Genomic DNA, 22,968 nt, shown 5'->3' on the forward strand with positions numbered 1-22,968 from the left:
CTCTATAAAGTAAGAATATCTGACCGCTGGCCAATTCCTAATCGCTCTTTAATATGCGACTTCTTGCCCATACGGAAAGTATTATCAAAAATGTTAAATAATAAATCTTGATTAAAATCATCTAGTTCCGACGGAACGAAAATGAGGATAAAGTCTTGAACAAGCAAACCTGACTGACTCTGTAAATCTAGTTTGTCCTGATCTGCTACCACTAATACTATCTGTTCCAAACTTGCGTCCGTCAAGTGTGGAAAAGCATATCCATTCTCCGAAATAGCTAAGCGATCCTGTTCTTTTTCTTGCAGTTTCCGTGCTACTTCTTTCCCGATAACCTTCCTTGCGACTAACTGATCCAACAAAGAATCTCGATTCTCTTCATAGCTTTTCGCTTCATCAAAACGAACTGTTTCAACTTGGCAATGCATTTGAATCTTTCGTCCCAACACTGTACGTTCTAAAGCTTCTCGCTCTGCTTGATTTTCCTTAGTTACCAAAGACAAGGACAAGAAGGGTTGAAAGAGTTCTTGACTATACAAAAGATTGTCCGTAAAAATCAAATCATAAGTCCGATTCAGTTCTTCATAAGGTGGATGATTCGTAAAATCCAAAAAATCCAACTGTACTTCACTGTTGAAAATCTGACGAATTTGATTCTCAACCAAGTAACTGAAAGACTGACCAGACTGAGTAATAACGGCAACCTTAGCAATTAAAGGCTTGCTCTTCCGGGCAAGTAGCAACTCCATCCAAGCTGCCAGCAAAACCACCTCTTTATCTGATATTGTCAATCCTGTCCGTTCAACGACCTGATCTACAAAATACTGGGAAACAACTTTGGAAAAAGAACTTTGAATCAATTGTTCCCGCAAACTGATTTCCGTAAACTGCCACTTCATCACACTTCGATTAAGCATATATACTAAGTGGCGTTGTAGAATGATAGCACTTTCTTCAATGTCCAAACTGATTCCAAATTCTTGGATTGTCAAACCTAAGATTTCCTCGGCCATAGATAGAATATCTGGTCGCCCAATCTCTGAAGCTAACAAACCAATCTGCATAGGAAAAGTTAAAAAAGTTTTTTCTTCCGTACTTATCTTTCTTCCCAAGAAATAAGTTAGGATATCGTAGAAGATAGACGGCAAATCCAGCTTATCCTGACTAGTAAACCATGATAACCCTTCTTCTTTTACCGGCATCTCTTTTCGGAGAATAGTCAATTTTAGAGTGGACAGGAAGGCCCGCTCTACATCAATTGGAAAGCGGTGGTTTTCCATAAAATCCGTATAGGTTGCCAACAACTCTGGTGGCAGTTCCAGCTCGTGCTCCAGATAGTCCATGACTTCGTAGAGGTAGAGCAAGCGCTTGTTCAGCTCTGTCCCAACAAGTTTTATCCCCACCCCCGACTTAGACTCCAAGTCAAGTTGGTAGACCAACAAGACCTCTTTCATCCGATTGATATCACGGCTAAGACTTCGTCGACTAATCCCTAGCTCTTCTGCAATGTGATCAGCAGATACATAACCTTCCGCTTCTAGTAAGGTTTGGAAGAAAATAGCCTGACGCTTATGGAAAGAATTTAAATCTGTCGAAAGCAATAAATCTTCGGTGACTAGAACTTTAAAAGCTTCCTCATCAAAAATATGAAGACTTAACTTTCCAGATTGTTCTTGAATGGAAAAGATATGGTCATAGCTATACAAAAGTCCCTCGATCAGCAACTTCAAAGAGTGTCTGGATAGATTCAATCTCTCTTCTAGCTTGTCATAACTGACACTGGCATGAGATGATAGATAGTACAATAAGGCTTTTTTGTTTAGCTCTAAACTCATTTCTGTTTCCTAACCTCTTGTTTTTCCGCCTGCCACGTTGGTTGTCACACCGGTGATGTAGCTAGCCCTATCTGATAAGTAGTAACATACCAAGTCAGCTACTTCACTCAAACGGCCACTACGACCCAATGGAATGGTGCTGGTATTTCCATATCCTGCCCGCAATTCTTCAACAGTTTTGCCACGTGTATAGGCTAACGCTTCTTCATAGGCTAGAGTGCGAAGACCAGTTGCTTCCATGATACCCGGTGCAATTCCTACCACACGAATACCATGCTTGGCCAATTCCTTGGACCAAGACCGAGTCAGCGAATAAACTGCTCCTTTAGTCGCTGCATAGACACTCTGTCCCTCACTACCTTCTAGACCTGCTTCTGAAGCCATATTAATGATAACACCTGAACCCTTGGTTGCCAAAATACGAGCAACTTCTTGGGATACGAAGAACAAACCTTTGAAATTGATATTTATCATCTTATCAAACTTAGCCTCATCAAGTTCATACTGGCTGGCTTCTTCCTTTGTATCGACCAACAAGCTTGGAATGTTGATTCCCGCATTATTGACCAGACCATCAATGGTCCCAAAATGTTCTACGACTACCGCAACTGCTTCTTTTACAGCCTGATGACTGGCTACATTTGTTTCCACAAAAAGTAGTCGCTCGTGGGATACGTCCGAATCTCGAATATCCAAGTTAGCGACCTTGGCTCCCTGCTCTAGCAATCCTTCTACGATAGCTAGACCAATACCTGAACTTCCACCCGTGACAACATAAACCTTATCACGAATATTCAACCAATCTGACATCATCATGTCCTCCCCTTGTTTTCTAACATATTCAGTATAAACTGAAAACGCTTCAAAGTTAAGGACAGGATTTTTCAGACTGTTAAAAAAATAGTGTCTAGAAGTTCTTCCACCTCTAGTATAGCAAAAAGTTAACTCTCGCTGAACAATTTCTGAAAAATATCAGAAAAAGAAAAAACAGCCCCGAAGGACTGTTTTGAAGGTTGTTATTAAAGTTCACCAACCAGTTTCACAACATTTTCAACTGTGAAGCCATAGTTGTCGATAACGGTTTGGGCTGGAGCTGAGGCACCGAAGGTATCGATACCAAGGACTTTTCCATCCAGACCGACATACTTGTACCAGCTGTGAGTAGCACCCATTTCGATTGCCAAACGACGACGGATAGCGCTTGGAAGGATTTCTTCCTTGTAAGCTGCATCTTGGGCATCGAAGAGTTCAGTTGATGGCACAGAAACCACACGAACCTTAGTGCCTGCTGCTTCTAGTTCTTTGGCAGCTTTAACAGCCAAGTTGACTTCTGAACCTGATGCAAGAAGGATAGTATCAAAGCCTTCTGCCTCATAGACAACATAAGCCCCTTTTGCAACCTTGTCAAAGTCTGTTCCTTCTTCAACTGTCAAGTTTTGACGAGTGAGAACAAGGGCTGATGGTGTAGACTTGCTAGTCAATGACAAGTACCAAGCTGCCTGTGTTTCACGCGCATCTGCTGGGCGGAAGACATTGAGGTTTGGCATAGCACGAAGTCCTGCCAAGTGCTCAATCGGCTCGTGAGTTGGTCCGTCTTCACCAACTGCGATAGAGTCGTGTGTGAAGACGTAAGTCACAGGAAGTCCTTGAAGGGCTGACAAACGAACTGCTGCTTTTACATAGTCTGAAAAGACGAAGAAGGTACCACCATAGACACGAAGTCCACCGTGGGCTGCCATACCATTCAAGATTGTCCCCATAGCAAATTCACGCACACCAAACTGGATATTGCGGTTGAGGGGATTTACTGAATCTTGCAGACCATCTTCCTTGATATAGGTCATGTTTGAGTGAGCCAAGTCAGCTGAACCACCTAAGAAAGTTGGCAAGACCTTAGCCGCTGCGTTGAGGGCATCTTGTGATGAGTTACGAGTTGCTTGTGAGAAGCCATTTTCATAAACAGGGAAGTCTTCTGGCTTGATTTCGACTACATCACGACCTTCCAAGATAGCTGTTACTTCAGCTGCTAATTCTGGATGAGCTACTTTGTAGTCTTCGACCAATTTCACCCATGCATCGTAGGCAGCAGCACCGCGGTCTGCTACATTTGCTTTGAAGTCCGCATAGACTTCTGCTGGAATTTCAAATGGTGCGTAGTTCCAGTCAAGTGCTTTGCGAGTTGCTTCTGCTTCCTCTGGTCCAAGCGGCGCACCATGGACGGCATTTGTACCTTGTTTGTTTGGCGAACCATGACCGATAACAGTCTTGATTTCGATAAGAGATGGCTTGCCTGCTGCCTTAGCTTTTTCAATAGCAGCAAAGATTGCATCCACATCTGTACCGTCTGTTACGAGGTCTGTATGCCAGCCATAAGCATTGTAGCGTGCGCGCACATCTTCTGTGAAGGAATCTTTTGTTTCACCATCCAAGTTAATGTCGTTTGAATCGTAAAGAACGATGAGTTTTTCTAATTTTTGAAGACCAGCGTAAGAAGCCGCTTCTGCAGAAACACCTTCCATCAAGTCGCCATCACCACAGATTACGTAAGTATAGTGGTCAAAGATTGGGAAACCATCGCGGTTGTACTTAGCTGCAAGGAAACGCTCTGCTTGCGCAAAACCCGTCGCAGTTGAGATACCTTGTCCAAGAGGACCTGTTGTTGCATCTACACCTGCTGTGTGACCAAATTCTGGGTGACCTGGTGTTTTTGAACCCCATTGACGGAAGTTCTTGATTTCATCCATAGTGACATCTTCAAATCCTGACAAATGAAGAAGTCCGTAGAGGAGCATTGACCCATGACCTGCTGATAAGATGAAGCGGTCACGGTTGATCCAGTTTGGTTGAGCTGGGTTGATACGAAGTTCTTTAGTAAAAAGGCTGTAGGCCATTGGAGCTGCACCCATAACAACACCTGGGTGACCTGATTTTGATTTTTCAATGGCGTCGATACCAAGGAAACGAATTGCGTTTACTGAAAGTTGTGACATGTTTTTCTCCTTTTAAAAAGTCATAGTTCTATTATACCATAAAGCGTTTTCGCTTGTCATTTTCAAAAGGCAGGACTTGCGTCCCGCCCTCGGAGTGATCTATTATAGCAAAGCCTTGAATTGAATGTTTGAATCTTCCAAGAAGCAATCGTCAAAGCCACGTGGGTGATGGTATTCAATACGGTCTTTGTCAAGTGGATAGGTGTACTTGCCACCAACTTCCCAGATAAATGGATGGAAGTCATATTGCAAGCGTTCCTTACGCATTTTCCAGAGCTGCAAGATTTCATCTGTTGACGCCATGAAGTTAGACCAGATGTCATAGTGAACAGGGATAATCACCTTAGCACGCAAGTTTTCTGCCATACGGAGAAGGTCGATTGATGTCATCTTGTCCTGAATACCGATTGGGTTATCACCATAGTTGTTGATAGCAACGTCAATGTTGAAGTCACGACCGTGTTTGGCAAAGTAGTTTGAGAAGTGGGAATCTGCACCGTGGTAGATGGTTCCGCCAGGTGTTTCAAAGACATAGTTGACTGCCTTGCGAGCCATGAGTTCATCTGTCACAGGAAGTCCTGCCAATTTACCACCATTTTCGTCATAACCTTCGATCGGAAGTGTCACCAAGCAAGTACGGTCGAAGGATTCTACAGCGTGGACCTTGATGTCTTTGAACTCAAAGCTATCACCTGGTGCGATACGGATGATACGATCAGCTGGAACACCCCATTTCTCCCAGATGTCGCCACTTTCAACTGGACCGACAAATTTGACGTGGTCCAATTTAGGATTGTTGATGATGGCAGCGGCTGTGCTGATGTCCATGTGGTCACTGTGGACGTGCGATACTAGGTAGTAGTCCAATTCATTGATGGCAAATGGATCGATAACCATTGGTTGCACTCGCAAGTTTGGTTGCAATTTGCGCACACCGGCCATGTTAGCCATTTGGTGTCCCCAAACCATATCTTTCACTTTTTTAGTGGATTTCCCACGTGATGACCAGAGGTCCATGACCACGTTCGCTCCACCAGGTGTCTTAATCCAGACACCGCAGTTTCCAAGCCACCACATAGCAAAGTTGCCCTCTGGCACTACTTCTTCTTCAATTTCTTCATTGAGCCAAGTTCCCCATTCTGGGAAGGTTGAAAGAATCCATGATTCTCTTGTAATATCTTGAACTTTAGCCATTTTTCATTCCTCCTATAAGGCTGATTGTATTTCTATGTTTCTAGTATATGCGCAACAGGTCACAAAAAAAAGACCAAATAAAACACAGGCTTGTGTTCACATTTGGACTTTTGTACATCTGGTTAATAAAGGTCTGTTTCTAAATCGGAACTAGCTAAGCTTGCCAATAATTCATTGGCAATCAGATTTTGCAAACGCTGTTTCAATTCCAAGGCTTCCTGGCCATTTTCAACATATGACGCTAGGAGTTTGTCCAATTCCATAGCAAAACCTTTTTGGCTGTCGGTCAGACTGCGGTATTTGGCAAAATGAATCAAACGCAAGACATCATCAAAATCCAGAATCGGATGGACCTGAATCACAGGCAAATCCGTATCTGTCACTTCATTGGTCGAAATCAAGAAGTCCACCTCCAACAGGTCTTCCACACTTTTAAATTGCTCTGTTGTAAAGACGGCAGAGATGGTTTTTTCAGGTAGGTGGTGCTGGCATTGTTTCATCAACAATTTCTGCACAGAAACTCCCTCATCACAGATAAGAAAGACAGTCGGACTGGTCAGCTTTCGACTACTACTTCGACGAAGGGCTCCACCCAAATGCACCGTCAGATAAGCAATATCCTCATCTGTCAACTGGATTTGCCAGGCCTCTTCCAGAATATGACTAGAAGATTTTGTCAATCGAAAAAGAGTATCATACTTGTAGCGAATTTGATCAACCAAAGGATTGCGCGATAAAATCCCATAGGTTTTTCGAAACAGCATGGCCTTGCAGTGAGCCAGCAAATCATGGGCTAACTCCTCTTTTTTCTCCAATTCAAAATCTGAATGTAACTCAAAATGACGGATGAAGACATCGACAATCTTCTTCAAATCCGCAAAATCCTGGCTAGTAACATGGGCATCCCGGTCCTTGCGATAAGACAAGAGCAAGACAGCAATCAGCGACACTTCAATCTCGTCTAAATCAAGACCAAACTGCTCTTCCAGGGACTGACTGATTTTTTGGGCAACACCATACTCAATCCGTTCATAGACCAAGGCAAATTCTCGGACAATCGCATCCTTTTCCTCTTGCTCCAAACTCATATTGCGATAAGTTAGCAACATATAGGGTAGAATCTTGAGCATCAGTTCAATTTCAGAACGGTTGATTTTCTTACCTAAGTCTTTTTCAATTCCATAAACCTGCTGAGACAAAAATTTTGCCAACTCCTTCGAAAACAAGGATTGACACCCGTGAAAAAGACTAACCTTGTCTTCCAAAATGCTGACAAAACTCTTGCTCGCTTCTGTGAACAAACTATAGAGTAGAGAGTGGATATACTGGATTTTTGTCAAGGGATGACAGGCCAGATCGTAACCTTGTGACTTGGAAACATAGAGGGTCATCTGATACTGTTCCTTGCTCAATCGACTACGGATTTCATTTAGATCGTTGAGAACGGTATTCCGTGAGACTTCTGTCAAATCCATCAATTTTTCCAAGGTAATTCGTTCGTGTGCAATGCAGATATAAAGGAGCACCAACTGCATGCGCTCATCCATATTCATAATATAGCTATAGGAATCAATGGAATCTAAGAGTTGACGACAGGCTTGCTTTTGCTCTTCGGATAAACGAATACCAATCCGAGGCAAACTTTCCTGAGCTTCAATACCTTCTGGTAAAGATGCATTGATTTTTTCCAAGTGGTAGTAGATTTTTCTACGCGATTGTTGCAATTCCTTGGAAATAGCCATAATGGTTTCTGGCTCTTGGATACCAATCAAATGACGCAATAAGGCACAACTACTTTTATCTAGTAACACCCTTTCTCCCTCCTTTCTTTCCCTATCTCTATCTTAACACATTTATGTATTAAATTCTAATAAATGCAAAAACTGAGCTTGCTCTTGCGCCTTCATTCAAAGGTGCCAGCCCCACCTAAAAAGCTTAGTAGATACTCTTAATAATCTCCACTCGTGTAATCAATTCACCATGCATATTGTCAATCCGTAGAGCCACATTCTTCAGATAGACACAGGCACCAATAGCAATGGTTTTCTCTTCTTCATTGAGTTTTCGTGTCACAAAATCTCTCAAAGTCTCGCTACCTTCACTTGGAATTTTTACTCGTGCGATGATATTGGCAACTTTGACCTTTTGACTGGCCCGCATGATGATGTTATTAGAGTCATCAAACTGGGTAAAGAGGTACTTTCTCACGGCAAATAAGATGGCAACCGATGCAATACCAATCAAGTAGTCCATGCTTGAGCCATGTTCCACAATTAGTTGACGAGCAATGGCCACCAAGAGCACCTCGATGACAGTACTAGGGGATTGTTTGCAGAGCATTTTGATGAATTCGACCCCGACTGCCAAAGTCATAGCCTTGCTTAAAAAACTCTGGATAAAGTTATCCGCTTGAATACCACCCGTCAGTGAACCAACTAAATCCGCCAACAACAAACCTGACAGCGCTAGGAGGGCTAATCCTAAAATAGCTGATAATATCAATTCTAGATAATAGGCAATCTCTGTCAGACTATCTTGTAAAAATTTTCTCATATCCTCTCCTTTCAAAAAAAGAAGAATGAGGAGAGCTCTTTTCTCATTCTTCTAATCATTTTTGGCTAGAAACAAAGCTTAGTGTTCATCACCTTTTTGTCCGTAGTAGGCATTTGGACCGTGCTTACGGAGATAGTGCTTGTCCATGATATAGCTTGGTGCTGGTTCCACCCGTGGATTGATTTGCTCTGTGTAGCGGTTCATCCGAGCCACTTCTTCTAGGACAACACTGTGGTAAACTGCCTGAGCAGGATCCTTGCCCCAAGTAAACGGACCATGATTGCGAACAACAATTCCTGGCACAGCAACTGGATCGATGCCACGGCGCTCAAATTCCTCAATGATGACTGAGCCTGTTTCTTTTTCATAGGCAGCGTTCACCTCTTCAGCCGTTAAGGAACGAGCGCACGGTACTGGACCGTAGAAATAGTCTGCGTGCGTTGTTCCATAAAATGGAATGTCACGACCAGCCTGAGCCCAACCAACTGCCTCTGTCGAATGTGTATGCACAACAGCATGGACATTTGGCCAAGCCTTGTAGAGAGCAACGTGGGTCGCCAAATCAGAAGAGGGGTTGAGATCACCTTCTACCACATTTCCATCCAAGTCAGTCACCACCATGTTTTCTGGTGACAATTTTTCATAATCCACACCAGAAGGCTTGATAACAATGCGACCAAGTTCACGGCAGACTTCTGATACGTTACCCCAGGTGAATTTGACAAGACCGTGGGCAGGCAGAGCGATATTGGCTTCATAGACCCGCTGACGCATTTCCTGTAAATCTTTTGGCATTAGTTCAACCCCGCTTTCTCAATCAATGGATAGAGGAAATCTTGTGCCTCTTTAATGGCTGCACGTGTTTCCTCAACAGTTTCACAATTCTCTGACCACATTTCAATCAAGAATGGACCTTGGTAGTTGGTCTTTTTCAAGACTGCAAACATATTGTCCCAGTCCACACAACCCTGACCGAATGGTACATCGCGGAATTGACCTTTGGAGCTTTCAGTTACCGCATAGGTATCTTTGAGGTGAAGGGCTGCGATAGAGCGATGACCTAGGTAAAATTCGCTATAAATATCATTGTGCCAAGCAGACACGTTTCCAGTATCTGGATAAACAAAGAGATATGGTGAGTCGATTTCCTTCTCAACTGCTAGATATTTTTCAATGGAGTTGATAAATGGATCATCCATAATCTCAATAGCCAACATGACCTGAGCCTGTTCTGCCCAGTCGCAAGCCTTGCGGAGATTCTTGATGAAACGTTCTCTGGTTTCAGGTGATTTTTCCTCGTAGTAAACATCATAGCCAGCCAACTGGATGACACGGACACCCAAGTCCTGAGCTAGTTCGATACACTGTTTCATGGTCTCCAAAGACTTAGCTTCAAGAGCAGGGTCATTAGAACCAAGCGGATAACGACGGTGACCAGAGAAGCAAATGGTCGGAATACGGACACCTGTTTCATAAATTGCTTTGACCAAGTCTAAACGCTCTTCCTTGGTCCATTCCAAACGAGCCAAACGAGCATCGCTCTCATCCACCGACATTTCCACAAAGTCGAAACCTAATTCTTTGGCAAACTCCAAACGCTCTTTCCATGTAAAGTGTTTGGGCGTTGCCTTTTCATATATTCCGATTGGTCGTGCCATAGGTCTTACCCCCAGATACGACGGATTTCGTCTTTGAATTCACGCGCTGCAGCTGCTGGATCTGCTGCTTCTGTAATACCGCGACCTGCGATAAAGGTAAAGACATCTACACCCTCGAAGAGTTTGAGGGTATCCACATCCAAACCACCTGTCACAGAAACGCGGAAGCCCATGTCAACCAATTTTTTCACTTTATTGAGGTCTTTTTCACCCCAGGTTTCGCCAGCAAGAAGGGCGTCACGAGATTGGTGATAAATCGCTTGGGAAATGCCTGCGTCCAACCAAAGTTGAGCCTGTTCATAAGTCCAGTCACCGTAAAGCTCGATTTGGATTTCACCCTTGTCGCCACGCACTTCCTTGATAGCCTTCAAAGCAGCTTCCATGGTTGGAATGGTCGCAGAACAGATACAAGTCATCCAGTCCGCACCGCGAACGGCATTGTTTTTGGCAACTGTACCACCAGCATCCGCACATTTGGTATCTGCAACGATAATCTTGTCCGGGAAGAGGCTACGAAGAACTTCCACCAATTCGCTACCAACTTGGAGCAAGCAAACCGTACCTGCTTCAATCACGTCAACTTCATGACCAACAGAGACAGCAGCCTTAATCGCTCCCTGCAAATCTGAGTGATCCAATGCAACCTGTAAATTTGGGATATGTTTTGTCATAATACTATTACCAAGAGTGAATAGACGGCCGATAAAGCTTTCTATTCACCTTCAATTCCTTTCATTTTTGTCTACGTCAATTTCTAACCGTCAAATTAGCTTTCCAAGTCTAAACCTTCTAAGTAAGGGCTGTTTTTAGACTCTTCAACCATTGCCAATACTTCTTCTGGTGTCTGACAGGCTACCAGACGCTCAATGGAATTTTCCAATTCAAAGAGGGCAATAATCTGTGGAATAGCTACTGATGTGTGAATCTTTGGATCTGTCGCAGCCAAGGTCAAGAGGACAGAAACCTCTTTACCATCTGAAAAGGCTACTGGCTTGGTCAGGGTAATTAAAGCAAAAGAATCTTTCAATACACCGATACCTGCCTGGGCATGAGGCATAGCCATACCTGGCATGAGCACATAGTAGGGACCGTATTCCTCGGTTGAAGCAATGATTGCATCGTAGTATTCTTCTGTTGCAGCACCACTTTCAATCAAAGGTTCAACAGCCTTGTGAACAGCCTCCTGCCAGGTTTCCGCCGTCAATCCCAAGCGAATGGAATTGTTTTCCGTAAATGATTTTTGTAAATTCATGTTATTCTCCTCTCTATGTGAAAGGGGATGAGAAGAAATCCCGCCCCCTTTTTCCATTACAATACTTGACTAAGTTTTGTCTTGATTTCGTTATCGTCCATGAGGTTGTCAAGACCAACCAGATGACCTTTTGTACGACCTTCCAATTCAGCGATCAAGTGATTTGAAGCAACAACGATGTCATAGCCTGCTGCCAAGCCTTTTGCTTCACCTACTGAGCAAGAAGCAGATTGGAAATCTGTTACACCGAGTTGACGAAGGGCATTTTCAACCTTCATCTTGATAACCATGGATGAACCCATGCCATTACCACAAGCTGTTAATACCTTAACCATATTGTTTTCTCCTTGTTTTTTTATAAAATATATTTTGTTGTTTTTCTTAATGAACCAAGTAATAAATGAAGTTTTGTTCTGTTAATTTTCGAAGGGCTATCATCTTACTGAAGAACAGGCACTCAATGAAAATCAGAAGTTGTCGATGTTAGTCAGCTTGCGCCTCACCGCGATAATAAGCTTCCTTATCTTTTGCTTTTGCAAATTGAAGTTGTGGGATTGCCAACAAGAAGAGGCAGACAAGAACATAACCAGCAATACCAAGGTATTTGAAGGCATAACCGAATGGCAACCATGGGATTTCGAAGTCGATGTTTCCGTGGTAACCACCGCTCAATTCAAGCAAGCCGACGCAGACTGCACCAAGAGCTACTTGAAGGACACCTGAGAGGAAGGAAAGGATTGCTGCTGCTTTCCAACCACCACGTTTGTCAGCGTAAACTGCGATAGCTGCGTTATCGAAGAATACAGGTACGAAACCAGTGATGATGAGGATTGGGCTCTTGAAGACAATCAAGAGAACGATAGTGATCAACTGACCGACCAAACCGAAGGCAAATCCTGAAAGAACTGCGTTAGATGAACCGAAGCCGTAAGAAGCTGCAACGTCTACCGCTGGGAATGAACCTGGAAGCAGTTTGCTTGAGATACCTTGGAAGGCATTGGTCAATTCTGCTACGAACATACGTACACCTTGCATCAAGATGAAGAGATATACTGAGAAAGTGAAGGCTGTTTGTACAACGTACATGAAGAAGGCTTGTTTAGCTGGGTTGTATGGAGTACCAGAAGTGATCACTTCTGGGTTTGCCATGATTTCTGGACCCAAGATGAACAAGATAACACCGAAGAATACCAACATCAAGGTTGCTGATGCAACAACTGTATCGTGGAAGATGTTAAGGAAGCTAGGCAACTTCAAGTTGTCCAAGTTTTCTTCTTTTTTACCAAGTTTTGGAGCAATCTTATCTACAAACCAGATAGCGAATTGTTGTTGGTGACCGATGGCAAATCCACCACCACCAGTCAAGCGTTGTGTTGCTTCAACAGTCATGTTTGAGCTGACTGCCCAGTAGATACCACAGATGATACCGATAGCTGCTGTACCGAATTGGTTACGAAGACCTGGGATAAGGAAGAGCACCATCAATGAGATTGTTGCTGCTTGTTGTACCATGATGTGTCCAGTGATGAACAGAGTACGTACTTTTGTAACCTTACGAAGTGCAACCAAGAGGATGTTGACACCAAAACCAATCAAGAGAGCTGTCGTTGCTGCTGATACGAAATCAGGAAACTCTTCAGCGATTTTTCCGTTTGCTGCTGCAAGACCGAAGTAAGGATCGATAACTGCCGCATCAATTTGGAACTTGTAGTTCAAGGCTGCCAAGATTGGACGGAAGGTTGTTACCAAACCACCAGCAGCTACGTTCAAAATCATGTAGCCGACCGTTGCTTTGATAAACCCTGCAAAGACATCATGAGGCTTTTTCTTTAAGAGGGCATAGCCCACCAATACCAAAAGACCTACGAAGAAGGCTGGATTCTGCAAGATGTTTTGCGAGAACCAGTTTAATGGGGTTTGAAGAAAATCCATTTTTCAATTCTCCTTTTTGAAATGATTTTTATGGCTTTATTATAATTCTTGAAAGCGCAAACAAAAAGACCAAATAAAACACAGGCTTGTGTTCACTCTTGGACTATTTACCAAAGTTTCTATTGACTACTTCTAAATCGTAAAATTTAAAAGACGATTTGGTTTCTGCCCACAAAATAAAAAAGGCTCTATAATTTCTGTAGTGGGTAAAACCACCATGGAAATTATGGAGCCTTTTTGAGTGTAGAAAAAAAGTCCCATATGACCTATAATGAAAAGCGACTAAACTCACATTAGAAAGGGTTCATATGGAACAACTAAATCTTATCACAAATTTTCTCAGAATTAAAGACAAAAATATCACTATCACTGATGAATTTGATATGGGAACTCACTTAGAACTCCACGGTCACTTGGATTACACAGCCCCTAAATGCCCTAAATGCAAGGGACAAATGGCAAAATACGATTTCCAGAAAGCCTCTAAGATCCCCTACCTAGAAACAGCTGGCTATCCCTTACTTATCCGCCTTAGAAAGCGTCGTTTCAAGTGCAAGGAATGTGGGAAAATGGCTGTCGCTGAAACTCCTCTTGTCAAGAAGAACCACCAAATCTCCGTCGCTGTTAACCAAAAGATCGCTCAATTACTCATCGAAAATCAAGCAATGCAACATATTGCACACAGGCTATCTATCTCAACATCATCAGTTATGAGAAAGCTCAATGAGTTCAAGTTTGAAACGGATTGGAATACCTTACCTGAGGTGATGAGCTGGGAGTCAAACAGTCTGGGAAGAGACTGTTTGAGCTGCCTTCAAGAAGGGGAAGATGAGCTTTATTGCACAAGATTTCAATTCCCTAAATGTCATAACCATTCTGGACGGAAGAACTCAAGCAACTATCCGAAACCACTTTCTACGCTATCCTAGAAAGGTTAGAAATCGGGTCAAAGTGATTACCATGGATATGTTTAGTCCCTATTATCAACTTGCTAAACAACTTTTTCCGAATGCAAAAATCGTACTCGACCGCTTTCATATTGTTCAACACCTTAGCCGTGCTATGAATCGTGTTCGTATTCAAATTATGAATCAATTCGACAGAAAATCGCAGGAATACCGTGCCTTGAAACGTTACTGGAAATTGATTCAACAGGATAGCCGTAAACTCAGCGATAAACGATTTTATCGCCCTATGTTTCGAATGCATTTGACCAATAAGGAAATACTGGAAAAACTCCTGTCTTTCTCCGAGGAACTACGACAGCACTATGAACTCTATCAATTGCTCTTATTCCATTTCCAAGAGAAGAACTCAGACCATTTCTTTGACCTCATCGAACAGGAAATAGCCACTGTTAATCCTATTTTCCAGACGGTATTTAAGACATTTCTAAAGGATAAAGACAAGGTTTTGAATGCCATGGAATTGCCTTATTCCAACGCCAAACTGGAAGCTACCAATAATCTCATCAAAGTCATTAAGAGAAATGCCTTTGGTTTCAGGAACTTTGAAAACTTTAAAAAACGGATTTTGATTGCTTTGAACATAAAAAAAGAGAGAACGAAGTTCGTCCTCTCTAGATGTTAGCTTTTCATCTACCCACTACAGTTGACAAAGAGCCTAAAAAAACTAGAGATGTGCATCTAATCTTATTCAGTTACAGCTTCAAGCTCTGCTTCTGCTGCAAGTTCTTCAGCAACTGTATCTTCAATGATTTCAACTTCATTGATGGCTTGTGGTTCAAGATTACGGTAGCGGGCCATACCTGTACCTGCTGGGATAATCTTACCGATAATAACGTTCTCTTTAAGACCAAGAAGGTTATCACGTTTACCACGAATGGCTGCATCTGTAAGGACACGAGTTGTTTCCTGGAAGGATGCGGCAGACAAGAATGAGTTGGTTTCAAGGGAAGCCTTCGTGATACCCATAAGAACTGGACGAGCTGTTGCTGGGATACCACCTGCAATAACCACGTCAGCATTGGCATCTGTAAAGTCTGTGATATCCATGAGGGTACCCATGAGAAGATCTGTATCACCTGGATCCATGACACGAACTTTACGAAGCATTTGACGAACCATTACCTCGATGTGCTTGTCGCCGATTTCTACACCCTGGCTACGGTAAACTTTTTGAACTTCAGAAAGAAGGTAAGTTTCAACCGCCAAGACATCACGGACTTCAAGCAAGCGTTTTGGTTGGATAGAACCTTCGGTAAGGGCTGCTCCACGCGCAACTTGGTCACCAACTTCAACCTTCATACGGGCTGTAAATGGAACCACATACTCACCTTCACCAGTCACACCTTTAACAAAGACTTTCTTAGTACGAGTAGAGGCATCTTCTTCAATTGCGATAACTTCACCTTTAACCTCTGTGATAACCGCTTCTCCTTTCGGATTGCGGGCTTCAAAGATCTCTTGGACACGAGGAAGACCCTGCGTGATATCGCTGTTTGAGGCTACACCACCCGTGTGGAAGGTACGCATTGTAAGCTGTGTACCAGGCTCACCGATAGATTGAGCTGCAATCGTACCAACTGCTTCACCCACTTCAACCGCATCACCTGTTGCCAAGTTGATACCGTAACAATGACGGCAGACACCGTGACGAGTGTTACATGTAAATACGCTACGGATGGTTACTTGTTCAACGCCTGCATTGACAATTTCACGGGCAATATCTTCCGTAATCAATTTGTTTGGACCAATGATAACGGCACCCGTTTCAGGATGTTTAACAGTTTTCTTAGTGTAACGACCTTGCAAACGCTCTTCAAGTGGCTCGATCATTTCCTTGCCATCTGTGATAGAACGGATGTCAAGACCACGGTCTGTTCCACAGTCGTCTTCACGGATGATGACATCTTGGGCAACGTCAACCAAACGACGAGTCAGATAACCTGAGTCGGCTGTCTTCAAGGCCGTATCCGTCATACCCTTACGGGCACCGTGAGTTGAGAAGAACATTTCAAGTACTGAAAGACCTTCACGGAAGTTAGACAAGATAGGCAATTCCATGATACGTCCGTTCGGAGCTGACATCAGACCACGCATACCGGCCAACTGGGAGAAGTTGGAAATGTTACCACGGGCACCAGAGTCCATCATCATAACGATTGGGTTCTTCGGATCTTGTTTTTCAACAAGAAGTTTCTCCAATTTTTCCTTAGCTGAACGCCACTCATCTGTAACAGCTGCATAACGCTCATCATCGGTAATCATACCGCGACGGAATTGTTTCTTAATTTGTTCTACACGTTCGTGAGATTCTTCAATGATTTCAGCCTTGTTGTCGATAACTGGGATATCAGCAATACCCACTGTCAAACCAGCAAGTGTTGAGTGATAGTAACCCAAGTCTTTCAAACGGTCAAGAAGGGCTGATGTTTCAGTTGTACGGAAACGCTTGAAGATTTCCGCGATGATATTTCCAAGGTTTTTCTTCTTGAATGGTGGGTTGATTGGCAATTCTGCGATAGCAGCTTTGATGTCAGCACCTGGTTCCAAGAAGTATTTATCCGGAGTTCCTTCTGTTAAGTTAGCATTGTTTGGCTCTTGCAAGTAAGGTAGACCTTCAGGCATAATCGCGTTGAACAAGATTTTTCCGACTGTTGTCATCATAATCTTGTGTTTTTGGTTGTCTTTCCAAGGTTTATCAAGGCTGTCTGTTGCGATACCAACACGGGTATGCAAGTGAACATAGCCATTGCGGTAGGCCATGACAGCCTCATCCGCATCCTTGAAGACCATACCTTCACCTTCACGACCTGCATCTTCCATGGTCAAGTAGTAGTTACCCAAAACCATATCCTGAGATGGTGTTACAACTGGCTTACCATCTTTAGGGTTAAGGATGTGCTCTGCAGCAAGCATAAGGATACGTGCTTCTGCTTGTGCTTCTTCTGACAATGGAACGTGAATCGCCATCTGGTCACCGTCAAAGTCGGCGTTGTAGGCTTCACAGACAAGTGGGTGCAAGCGAAGTGCTTTACCGTCAATGAGAACTGGCTCAAAAGCCTGGATACCCAAACGGTGAAGGGTCGGTGCGCGGTTCAAAAGAACTGGGTGTTCTTTGATCACTTCTTCCAAGATATCCCAGATGCGATCATCACCGCGTTCAATCAAACGTTTTGCAGCTTTTACGTTTCCAGCAATATCACGAGCAACGATTTCACGCATGACAAACGGTTTGAAGAGCTCGATAGCCATTTCACGTGGCACACCACATTGGTACATCTTAAGTGTTGGACCAACAGCGATAACGGAACGTCCTGAGAAGTCAACACGTTTCCCGAGCAAGTTTTGACGGAAACGTCCTTGCTTACCTTTCAGCATGTGGCTGAGTGATTTAAGCGGACGGCTACCTGGTCCTGTAATTGGACGACCACGGCGACCATTATCAATCAAAGCATCCACCGCTTCTTGGAGCATACGTTTTTCGTTTTGCACAATGATTCCAGGAGCATTAAGTTCCAAAAGACGTGCCAAACGGTTGTTACGGTTGATAACACGACGGTAGAGTTCATTCAAGTCAGATGCAGCAAAACGGCCACCATCCAACTGAACCATTGGACGTAAATCTGGTGGAATAACTGGAAGAATGTTGAGAATCATCCATTCAGGTTTATTTCCGGATTTGTAGAAAGCGTCAAGCACATCCAAACGACGAACTGCTTTAATACGTTTTTGACCAGAAGCTGTTTTCAATTCTTCTTTCAAAGCTGCGATTTCTTTTGGAAGGTCAACTTGTTTCAAGAGGTCTTGAATGGCTTCTGCCCCCATTTTTGCAACAAACGAGCCATGACCGTATTCACGTAAACGCTCACGGTATTCGCGCTCTGTCATAATGGACTTGTGCTCAAGCGGTGTTTCTTTTGGATCAATCACCACATAGGCCGCGAAGTAAATAACTTCCTCAAGTGCACGTGGGCTCATATCCAAGGTCAAGCCCATTCGGCTTGGAATTCCTTTAAAGTACCAGATGTGTGAGATTGGAGCTTTCAACTCGATGTGTCCCATACGCTCACGACGGACTTTGGCACGAGTTACTTCGACACCACAGCGGTCACAAACAATCCCTTTGTAACGGATACGCTTGTATTTTCCACATGAACACTCCCAGTCTTTTGTTGGACCAAAAATCACTTCATCAAAAAGTCCATCTCGTTCTGGCTTAAGTGTACGATAGTTGATTGTTTCAGGTTTTTTAACCTCACCATAAGACCATGAGCGGACCTTGTTGGGTGAAGCTAACGTGATTTGCATACTTTTAAATCGATTTACGTCAACCACTAATAATCCCTTTCTTTCTTTGTGAGAGGCGGATGATTCACACCTCGGATTCTTGAATAACAGACAAAGTTGCTGGACTGACCAGCACCAGACAGACCCAGGCGATCCTTGTTGATGCGAGTTCAAGCAAGGACCTGTCCTAGCCTCCTAGCTGCTTATTCTTTGTCTTCTGCTTCTTCTGCTGCAAAGGCTGCCGCTGCGTCAGCTGCTGCTTTTGCACGTGCTTTTTCAAGATCATCTACGTGGATGATGTCATCATCTTCACCTTCATCAAGGTCACGCAATTCTACTTCATTATCATCTTCATCAAGGACACGCATATCCAAACCAAGTGATTGCAATTCTTTAACAAGAACGCGGAAGGATTCTGGAACGCCTGGTTTTGGAATTGGTTTACCTTTGGTAATAGCTTCATAGGCTTTGAGACGGCCTGTCACATCATCTGACTTGTAGGTCAAGATTTCTTGAAGGACGTTTGAAGCACCGTAGGCTTCAAGGGCCCAAACCTCCATCTCACCGAAACGCTGACCACCAAACTGAGCCTTACCTCCGAGTGGCTGTTGGGTAACGAGTGAGTATGGTCCGACTGAACGAGCGTGAAGCTTGTCGTCAACCATGTGGTGAAGCTTGATCATGTACATGACACCGACAGACACACGGTTGTCAAATGGCTCACCTGTACGACCATCGTAAAGAATGGTCTTAGCATCTGAGTCCATACCTGCTTCTTTAACAGTTGACCAGAGGTCTTCTGAACTTGCACCGTCGAAAACTGGTGTTGCAATATGGATACCCAAGTTACGAGCTGCCATACCCAAGTGAAGTTCCATAACCTGACCGATGTTCATACGAGACGGTACCCCAAGCGGATTCAACATGATGTCAACTGGTGTTCCGTCTGGAAGATACGGCATATCCTCAACAGGTACAATACGTGAAACGACACCCTTGTTACCGTGACGACCGGCCATCTTATCTCCGACCTTGATCTTACGTTTTTGAGCGATGTAAACACGAACCAGCATGTTGACACCTGATTGCAATTCATCACCGTTGGCACGAGTAAAGATTTTCACATCACGAACGACACCATCGGCACCGTGAGGTACACGAAGAGAAGTATCACGTACTTCACGTGATTTGTCACCGAAGATAGCGTGCAAGAGGCGCTCTTCAGCAGAAAGATCTTTTTCACCTTTTGGTGTAACTTTACCAACAAGAATGTCGCCTTCTTTAACTTCAGCACCGATACGGATAATACCCATTTCATCCAAGTTGCGAAGAGCATCTTCACCAACGTTTGGAATTTCGCGAGTGATTTCTTCAGGGCCTAACTTGGTGTCGCGGGTTTCTGATTCGTACTCTTCCAAGTGAACAGATGTATAGACATCATCTTTCACAAGGCGTTCAGACATGATAACCGCATCCTCGAAGTTGTAACCTTCCCAAGTCATGTAGGCAACGATAGGGTTTTGACCAAGGGCCATTTCCCCGTTTTCCATAGACGGACCGTCTGCGATAAAGTCGCCTTTTTCAACGATATCGCCTACTTTTACAAGGGTGCGTTGGTTGTAGGCAGTACCTGAGTTTGAACGACGAAATTTCTGGATGCTGTAAACATCCAAGGAACCATCTTCACGACGTACTTCTACCTTGTCCGCATCTGCATAGACAACCTTACCATCATATTGGGCAATAACCGCCGCACCTGAGTCATGGGCAGCCTGGTATTCCATACCAGTACCAACGTAAGGTGCTTTTGGATCAATCAATGGCACAGCCTGACGTTGCATGTTGGCACCCATGAGAGCACGGTTGGAGTCATCGTTTTCCAAGAAAGGAATACATGCTGTCGCAACGGCAACTACCTGTTTAGGAGAAACGTCCATGAAATCTGCTGAATCAGCTGGGAATTCTTGGTTGTTCCCTTGGTGACGACCCATGACAATCTTATCAACGAAACGGTTGTTTTCATCAAGTGGTGAAGTTGATTGTGCTACGATGTAGGCATCTTCTTCATCCGCTGTCAACCAAACGATTTCATTTGTAACAGTGCCCGTTGCACGGTCAATCTTGCGGTATGGCGTTTGAATGAAGCCATACTTGTTGAGGTGACCGTAAGATGACAAGTTATTGATCAAACCGATGTTTGGTCCCTCAGGCGTTTCAATCGGACACATACGACCGTAGTGAGTATAGTGAACGTCTCGAACCTCATAACCAGCGCGGTCACGTGTCAAACCACCAGGTCCTAAGGCTGACAAACGACGTTTGTGAGACAACTCAGAAAGTGGGTTGTGTTGGTCCATGAACTGTGACAACTGAGAAGAACCAAAGAATTCTTTAATAGCAGCAGTAACAGGACGGATATTGATGATTTGTTGTGGCGTCAATACTTCATTGTCTTGAACAGACATACGCTCACGCAAGTTACGTTCCATACGAGTCAAACCGATACGTACTTGGTTGGCAAGCAATTCACCAACGGCACGAATACGACGGTTACCCAAGTGGTCAATATCATCTACACGACCAAGACCTTCAGCCAAGTTGAGGAAGTAGCTCATCTCTGCCAAGATATCCGCAGGTGTTACTGTACGTACGTTTTCCGCCGGATTAGCATTCCCAATCACAGTGACTACACGATCTGGATCTTTTGGTGCAACAATCTTGAATTTCTGCAAAAGAACTGGCTCAGTTAAAACAGCGGAATCATTTGGAATATATTCCACCAAGTTGAGCTCGTCAAACTGATCTTCAATGCGGTCCAAAACATCACGGCTCAAGACTGTACCTGCTTCCAAGACGATTTCGCCCGTTTCACCGTTGATTACGTGCTCAGCCAATGTTTGGTTGAGCAAACGAGTACGAAGGTTGAGTTTTTTATTGATTTTGTAACGACCAACAGGTGCTAAATCGTAACGACGTGGGTCAAAGAAACGAGCAGTCAAAAGGCTACGAGAGCTTTCAGCTGTCTTTGGTTCACCTGGACGAAGGCGCTCATAGATTTCCTTGAGGGCTTCATCTGTACGAGAATCAGCAGGGTTCTTGTGGATGTCTTTCTCGACAGTATTGCGGACCAATTCGCTATCACCAAAGATGTCAAAGATTTCATCGTCACCTGAGAAACCAAGAGCACGCACAAGAGTTGTGAATGGAATCTTACGCGTACGGTCGATACGGGTATAGGCAATATCCTTAGAATCTGTTTCCAATTCCAACCAAGCTCCACGGTTAGGGATAACCGTTGAACCATAACCTACTTTACCGTTCTTATCTACTTTATCATTGAAGTAGACACCTGGTGAACGAACCAACTGAGAAACGATGATACGCTCTGCACCGTTGATGATGAAGGTACCCATTTCAGTCATGATTGGAAACTCACCGAAGAAGACTTCTTGCGTCTTGATCTCGCCAGTTTCTTTATTCACCAGACGGAAAGTTACATAAATTGGAGCTGAGTAGTTCGCATCATGCGCACGCGCCTCTTCCAATGTGTATTTAGGTTCCTTCAATTCATAGCCAACAAATTCCAACTCCATAGTTTCAGTAAAGTTAGAAACTGGAAGCACATCCTCAAAAACTTCCTTCAACCCATGGTCAAGAAAATCTTGGAAAGAATCCGTTTGGATTTCAATCAAATTTGGTAAATCAAGAACTTCCTTGATTCTTGAAAAACTACGACGGGTACGGTGCTTACCGTACTGAACTTCATGTCCTGCCAAAAGTTTTCTCCTTTGTAAAATAAGATACGAGGGCGTGTAGCACTCCAATAGAAAATAAGCGGTAAGTCCGAAATCTTTGATTTCGTTGACGCACCCTCGTCAGAACGACTAGGACTTTCGAGACAGAATGTCGAAGAAAGACCAGACGTTTACGACGCTACGCAGTAAACAAAACCAAAGCTCTACAAACCACATTTTTCTACAGGAGTGTAGCCCGAGTTCAATTAAAAGATACGAGGACGTAAAATTCGAGAGAAAAATAAGCGGTTAGTCAGCTCAAATTATCCAGTGGATGATTTGAGGTTGGAAATGAGAGAAGCAACGCTTCTATCACTTTGATTTCGTCGACGCGCCCTCGTCAGAACGACTAGGACTTTCTAGACAGAATGTCGAAGAAAGGCCAGACGTTTACGACGCAATAAGCAGTAGACAAAACAATTATTCTATTTAATTAACAAAACTTTTTTCCGACGAATTTAGTCCGAGTTCAATTTCCAGCCAACAAGTTGGCTGTTTTGTCCTTTTTCTG

At 43.7% G+C, this 22,968-nt stretch carries 14 protein-coding genes and 1 pseudogene; 1 reads left to right on the top strand and 14 read right to left on the bottom strand.

Annotation, left to right across the window (positions count from 1 at the left end; genetic code table 11):
* Nucleotides 1–2: 2 nt before the first annotated feature.
* From AC4CS8_RS09620 to AC4CS8_RS09675, 12 genes are all read right to left on the bottom strand, one after another.
* Nucleotides 3–1,832, bottom strand: a complete 1,830-nt coding sequence (locus AC4CS8_RS09620; RefSeq protein WP_493892962.1) for a BglG family transcription antiterminator — start codon at nucleotides 1,830–1,832, stop codon at nucleotides 3–5.
* Nucleotides 1,833–1,841: 9 nt separating this feature from the next.
* Nucleotides 1,842–2,642: an SDR family oxidoreductase gene (locus tag AC4CS8_RS09625; protein ID WP_493892963.1), complete on the bottom strand. Its 801-nt coding sequence runs from the start codon at nucleotides 2,640–2,642 to the stop codon at nucleotides 1,842–1,844.
* Nucleotides 2,643–2,851: 209 nt separating this feature from the next.
* Entirely contained in the window at nucleotides 2,852–4,822 is a 1,971-nt protein-coding gene (gene tkt, locus AC4CS8_RS09630) for a transketolase (RefSeq protein ID WP_493892964.1), read from the bottom strand.
* 102 nt (nucleotides 4,823–4,924) lie between these two features.
* A complete protein-coding gene (gene ulaG / locus AC4CS8_RS09635) occupies nucleotides 4,925–6,016 on the bottom strand; it encodes an L-ascorbate 6-phosphate lactonase (RefSeq protein WP_024381204.1) in 1,092 nt (363 codons plus the stop codon).
* A 122-nt stretch (nucleotides 6,017–6,138) separates the two neighbouring features.
* Nucleotides 6,139–7,827 (bottom strand): BglG family transcription antiterminator, encoded by a 1,689-nt coding sequence (locus tag AC4CS8_RS09640; RefSeq protein ID WP_493892965.1) that lies wholly within the window; start codon nucleotides 7,825–7,827, stop codon nucleotides 6,139–6,141.
* 124 nt (nucleotides 7,828–7,951) lie between these two features.
* Nucleotides 7,952–8,569 (bottom strand): phosphate-starvation-inducible PsiE family protein, encoded by a 618-nt coding sequence (locus AC4CS8_RS09645; RefSeq protein ID WP_105108664.1) that lies wholly within the window; start codon nucleotides 8,567–8,569, stop codon nucleotides 7,952–7,954.
* A 78-nt stretch (nucleotides 8,570–8,647) separates the two neighbouring features.
* Nucleotides 8,648–9,364, bottom strand: coding sequence for an L-ribulose-5-phosphate 4-epimerase (locus tag AC4CS8_RS09650; protein ID WP_105107424.1), 717 nt, complete (start codon nucleotides 9,362–9,364; stop codon nucleotides 8,648–8,650).
* Nucleotides 9,364–10,227 carry an L-ribulose-5-phosphate 3-epimerase gene (locus AC4CS8_RS09655; protein WP_024419273.1) on the bottom strand — a complete coding sequence of 288 codons (864 nt, stop codon included), beginning with the start codon at nucleotides 10,225–10,227 and terminating at the stop codon, nucleotides 9,364–9,366. The genes AC4CS8_RS09650 and AC4CS8_RS09655 overlap by 1 nt, the downstream gene beginning before the upstream one ends.
* A 5-nt stretch (nucleotides 10,228–10,232) precedes the next feature.
* A complete protein-coding gene (locus AC4CS8_RS09660) occupies nucleotides 10,233–10,898 on the bottom strand; it encodes a 3-keto-L-gulonate-6-phosphate decarboxylase UlaD (protein WP_024376144.1) in 666 nt (221 codons plus the stop codon).
* A gap of 95 nt (nucleotides 10,899–10,993) precedes the next feature.
* On the bottom strand, nucleotides 10,994–11,479 hold the full coding sequence (locus tag AC4CS8_RS09665; protein WP_172026081.1) for a PTS sugar transporter subunit IIA: 486 nt from the start codon (nucleotides 11,477–11,479) through the stop codon (nucleotides 10,994–10,996).
* A 56-nt stretch (nucleotides 11,480–11,535) separates the two neighbouring features.
* Complete coding sequence (locus AC4CS8_RS09670) at nucleotides 11,536–11,814, bottom strand: PTS sugar transporter subunit IIB (RefSeq protein ID WP_002939872.1); 279 nt, start codon at nucleotides 11,812–11,814, stop codon at nucleotides 11,536–11,538.
* A gap of 148 nt (nucleotides 11,815–11,962) precedes the next feature.
* The gene (locus AC4CS8_RS09675; protein WP_105113481.1) at nucleotides 11,963–13,411 is read right to left on the bottom strand and encodes a PTS sugar transporter subunit IIC; all 1,449 of its coding nucleotides are present in this window, start codon (nucleotides 13,409–13,411) and stop codon (nucleotides 11,963–11,965) included.
* Nucleotides 13,412–13,719: 308 nt separating this feature from the next.
* On the opposite strand from AC4CS8_RS09675, the pseudogene AC4CS8_RS09680 reads away from it, so the two are divergent.
* A pseudogene (locus tag AC4CS8_RS09680) lies at nucleotides 13,720–15,001 on the top strand (ISL3 family transposase).
* Between the two features lie 62 nt (nucleotides 15,002–15,063).
* Here AC4CS8_RS09680 and rpoC read toward each other — a convergent pair.
* Both rpoC and rpoB read right to left on the bottom strand, forming a co-directional pair.
* Nucleotides 15,064–18,711 carry a DNA-directed RNA polymerase subunit beta' gene (rpoC, locus tag AC4CS8_RS09685; RefSeq protein WP_493892966.1) on the bottom strand — a complete coding sequence of 1,216 codons (3,648 nt, stop codon included), beginning with the start codon at nucleotides 18,709–18,711 and terminating at the stop codon, nucleotides 15,064–15,066.
* A gap of 155 nt (nucleotides 18,712–18,866) precedes the next feature.
* Nucleotides 18,867–22,439 carry a DNA-directed RNA polymerase subunit beta gene (gene rpoB / locus AC4CS8_RS09690; protein ID WP_493892967.1) on the bottom strand — a complete coding sequence of 1,191 codons (3,573 nt, stop codon included), beginning with the start codon at nucleotides 22,437–22,439 and terminating at the stop codon, nucleotides 18,867–18,869.
* Nucleotides 22,440–22,968: the final 529 nt, after the last annotated feature.

This window comes from Streptococcus sp. NSSLK0004, assembly GCF_059039125.1.

Coding starts and splice junctions, on each gene's coding strand:
- AC4CS8_RS09620 (WP_493892962.1), bottom strand. CDS start 1,832: ATGAGTTTAGAGCTAAACAAAAAAGCCTTATTGTACTATCTATCATCT.
- AC4CS8_RS09625 (WP_493892963.1), bottom strand. CDS start 2,642: ATGTCAGATTGGTTGAATATTCGTGATAAGGTTTATGTTGTCACGGGT.
- tkt (WP_493892964.1), bottom strand. CDS start 4,822: ATGTCACAACTTTCAGTAAACGCAATTCGTTTCCTTGGTATCGACGCC.
- ulaG (WP_024381204.1), bottom strand. CDS start 6,016: ATGGCTAAAGTTCAAGATATTACAAGAGAATCATGGATTCTTTCAACC.
- AC4CS8_RS09645 (WP_105108664.1), bottom strand. CDS start 8,569: ATGAGAAAATTTTTACAAGATAGTCTGACAGAGATTGCCTATTATCTA.
- AC4CS8_RS09650 (WP_105107424.1), bottom strand. CDS start 9,364: ATGCCAAAAGATTTACAGGAAATGCGTCAGCGGGTCTATGAAGCCAAT.
- AC4CS8_RS09655 (WP_024419273.1), bottom strand. CDS start 10,227: ATGGCACGACCAATCGGAATATATGAAAAGGCAACGCCCAAACACTTT.
- AC4CS8_RS09660 (WP_024376144.1), bottom strand. CDS start 10,898: ATGACAAAACATATCCCAAATTTACAGGTTGCATTGGATCACTCAGAT.
- AC4CS8_RS09665 (WP_172026081.1), bottom strand. CDS start 11,479: ATGAATTTACAAAAATCATTTACGGAAAACAATTCCATTCGCTTGGGA.
- AC4CS8_RS09670 (WP_002939872.1), bottom strand. CDS start 11,814: ATGGTTAAGGTATTAACAGCTTGTGGTAATGGCATGGGTTCATCCATG.
- AC4CS8_RS09675 (WP_105113481.1), bottom strand. CDS start 13,411: ATGGATTTTCTTCAAACCCCATTAAACTGGTTCTCGCAAAACATCTTG.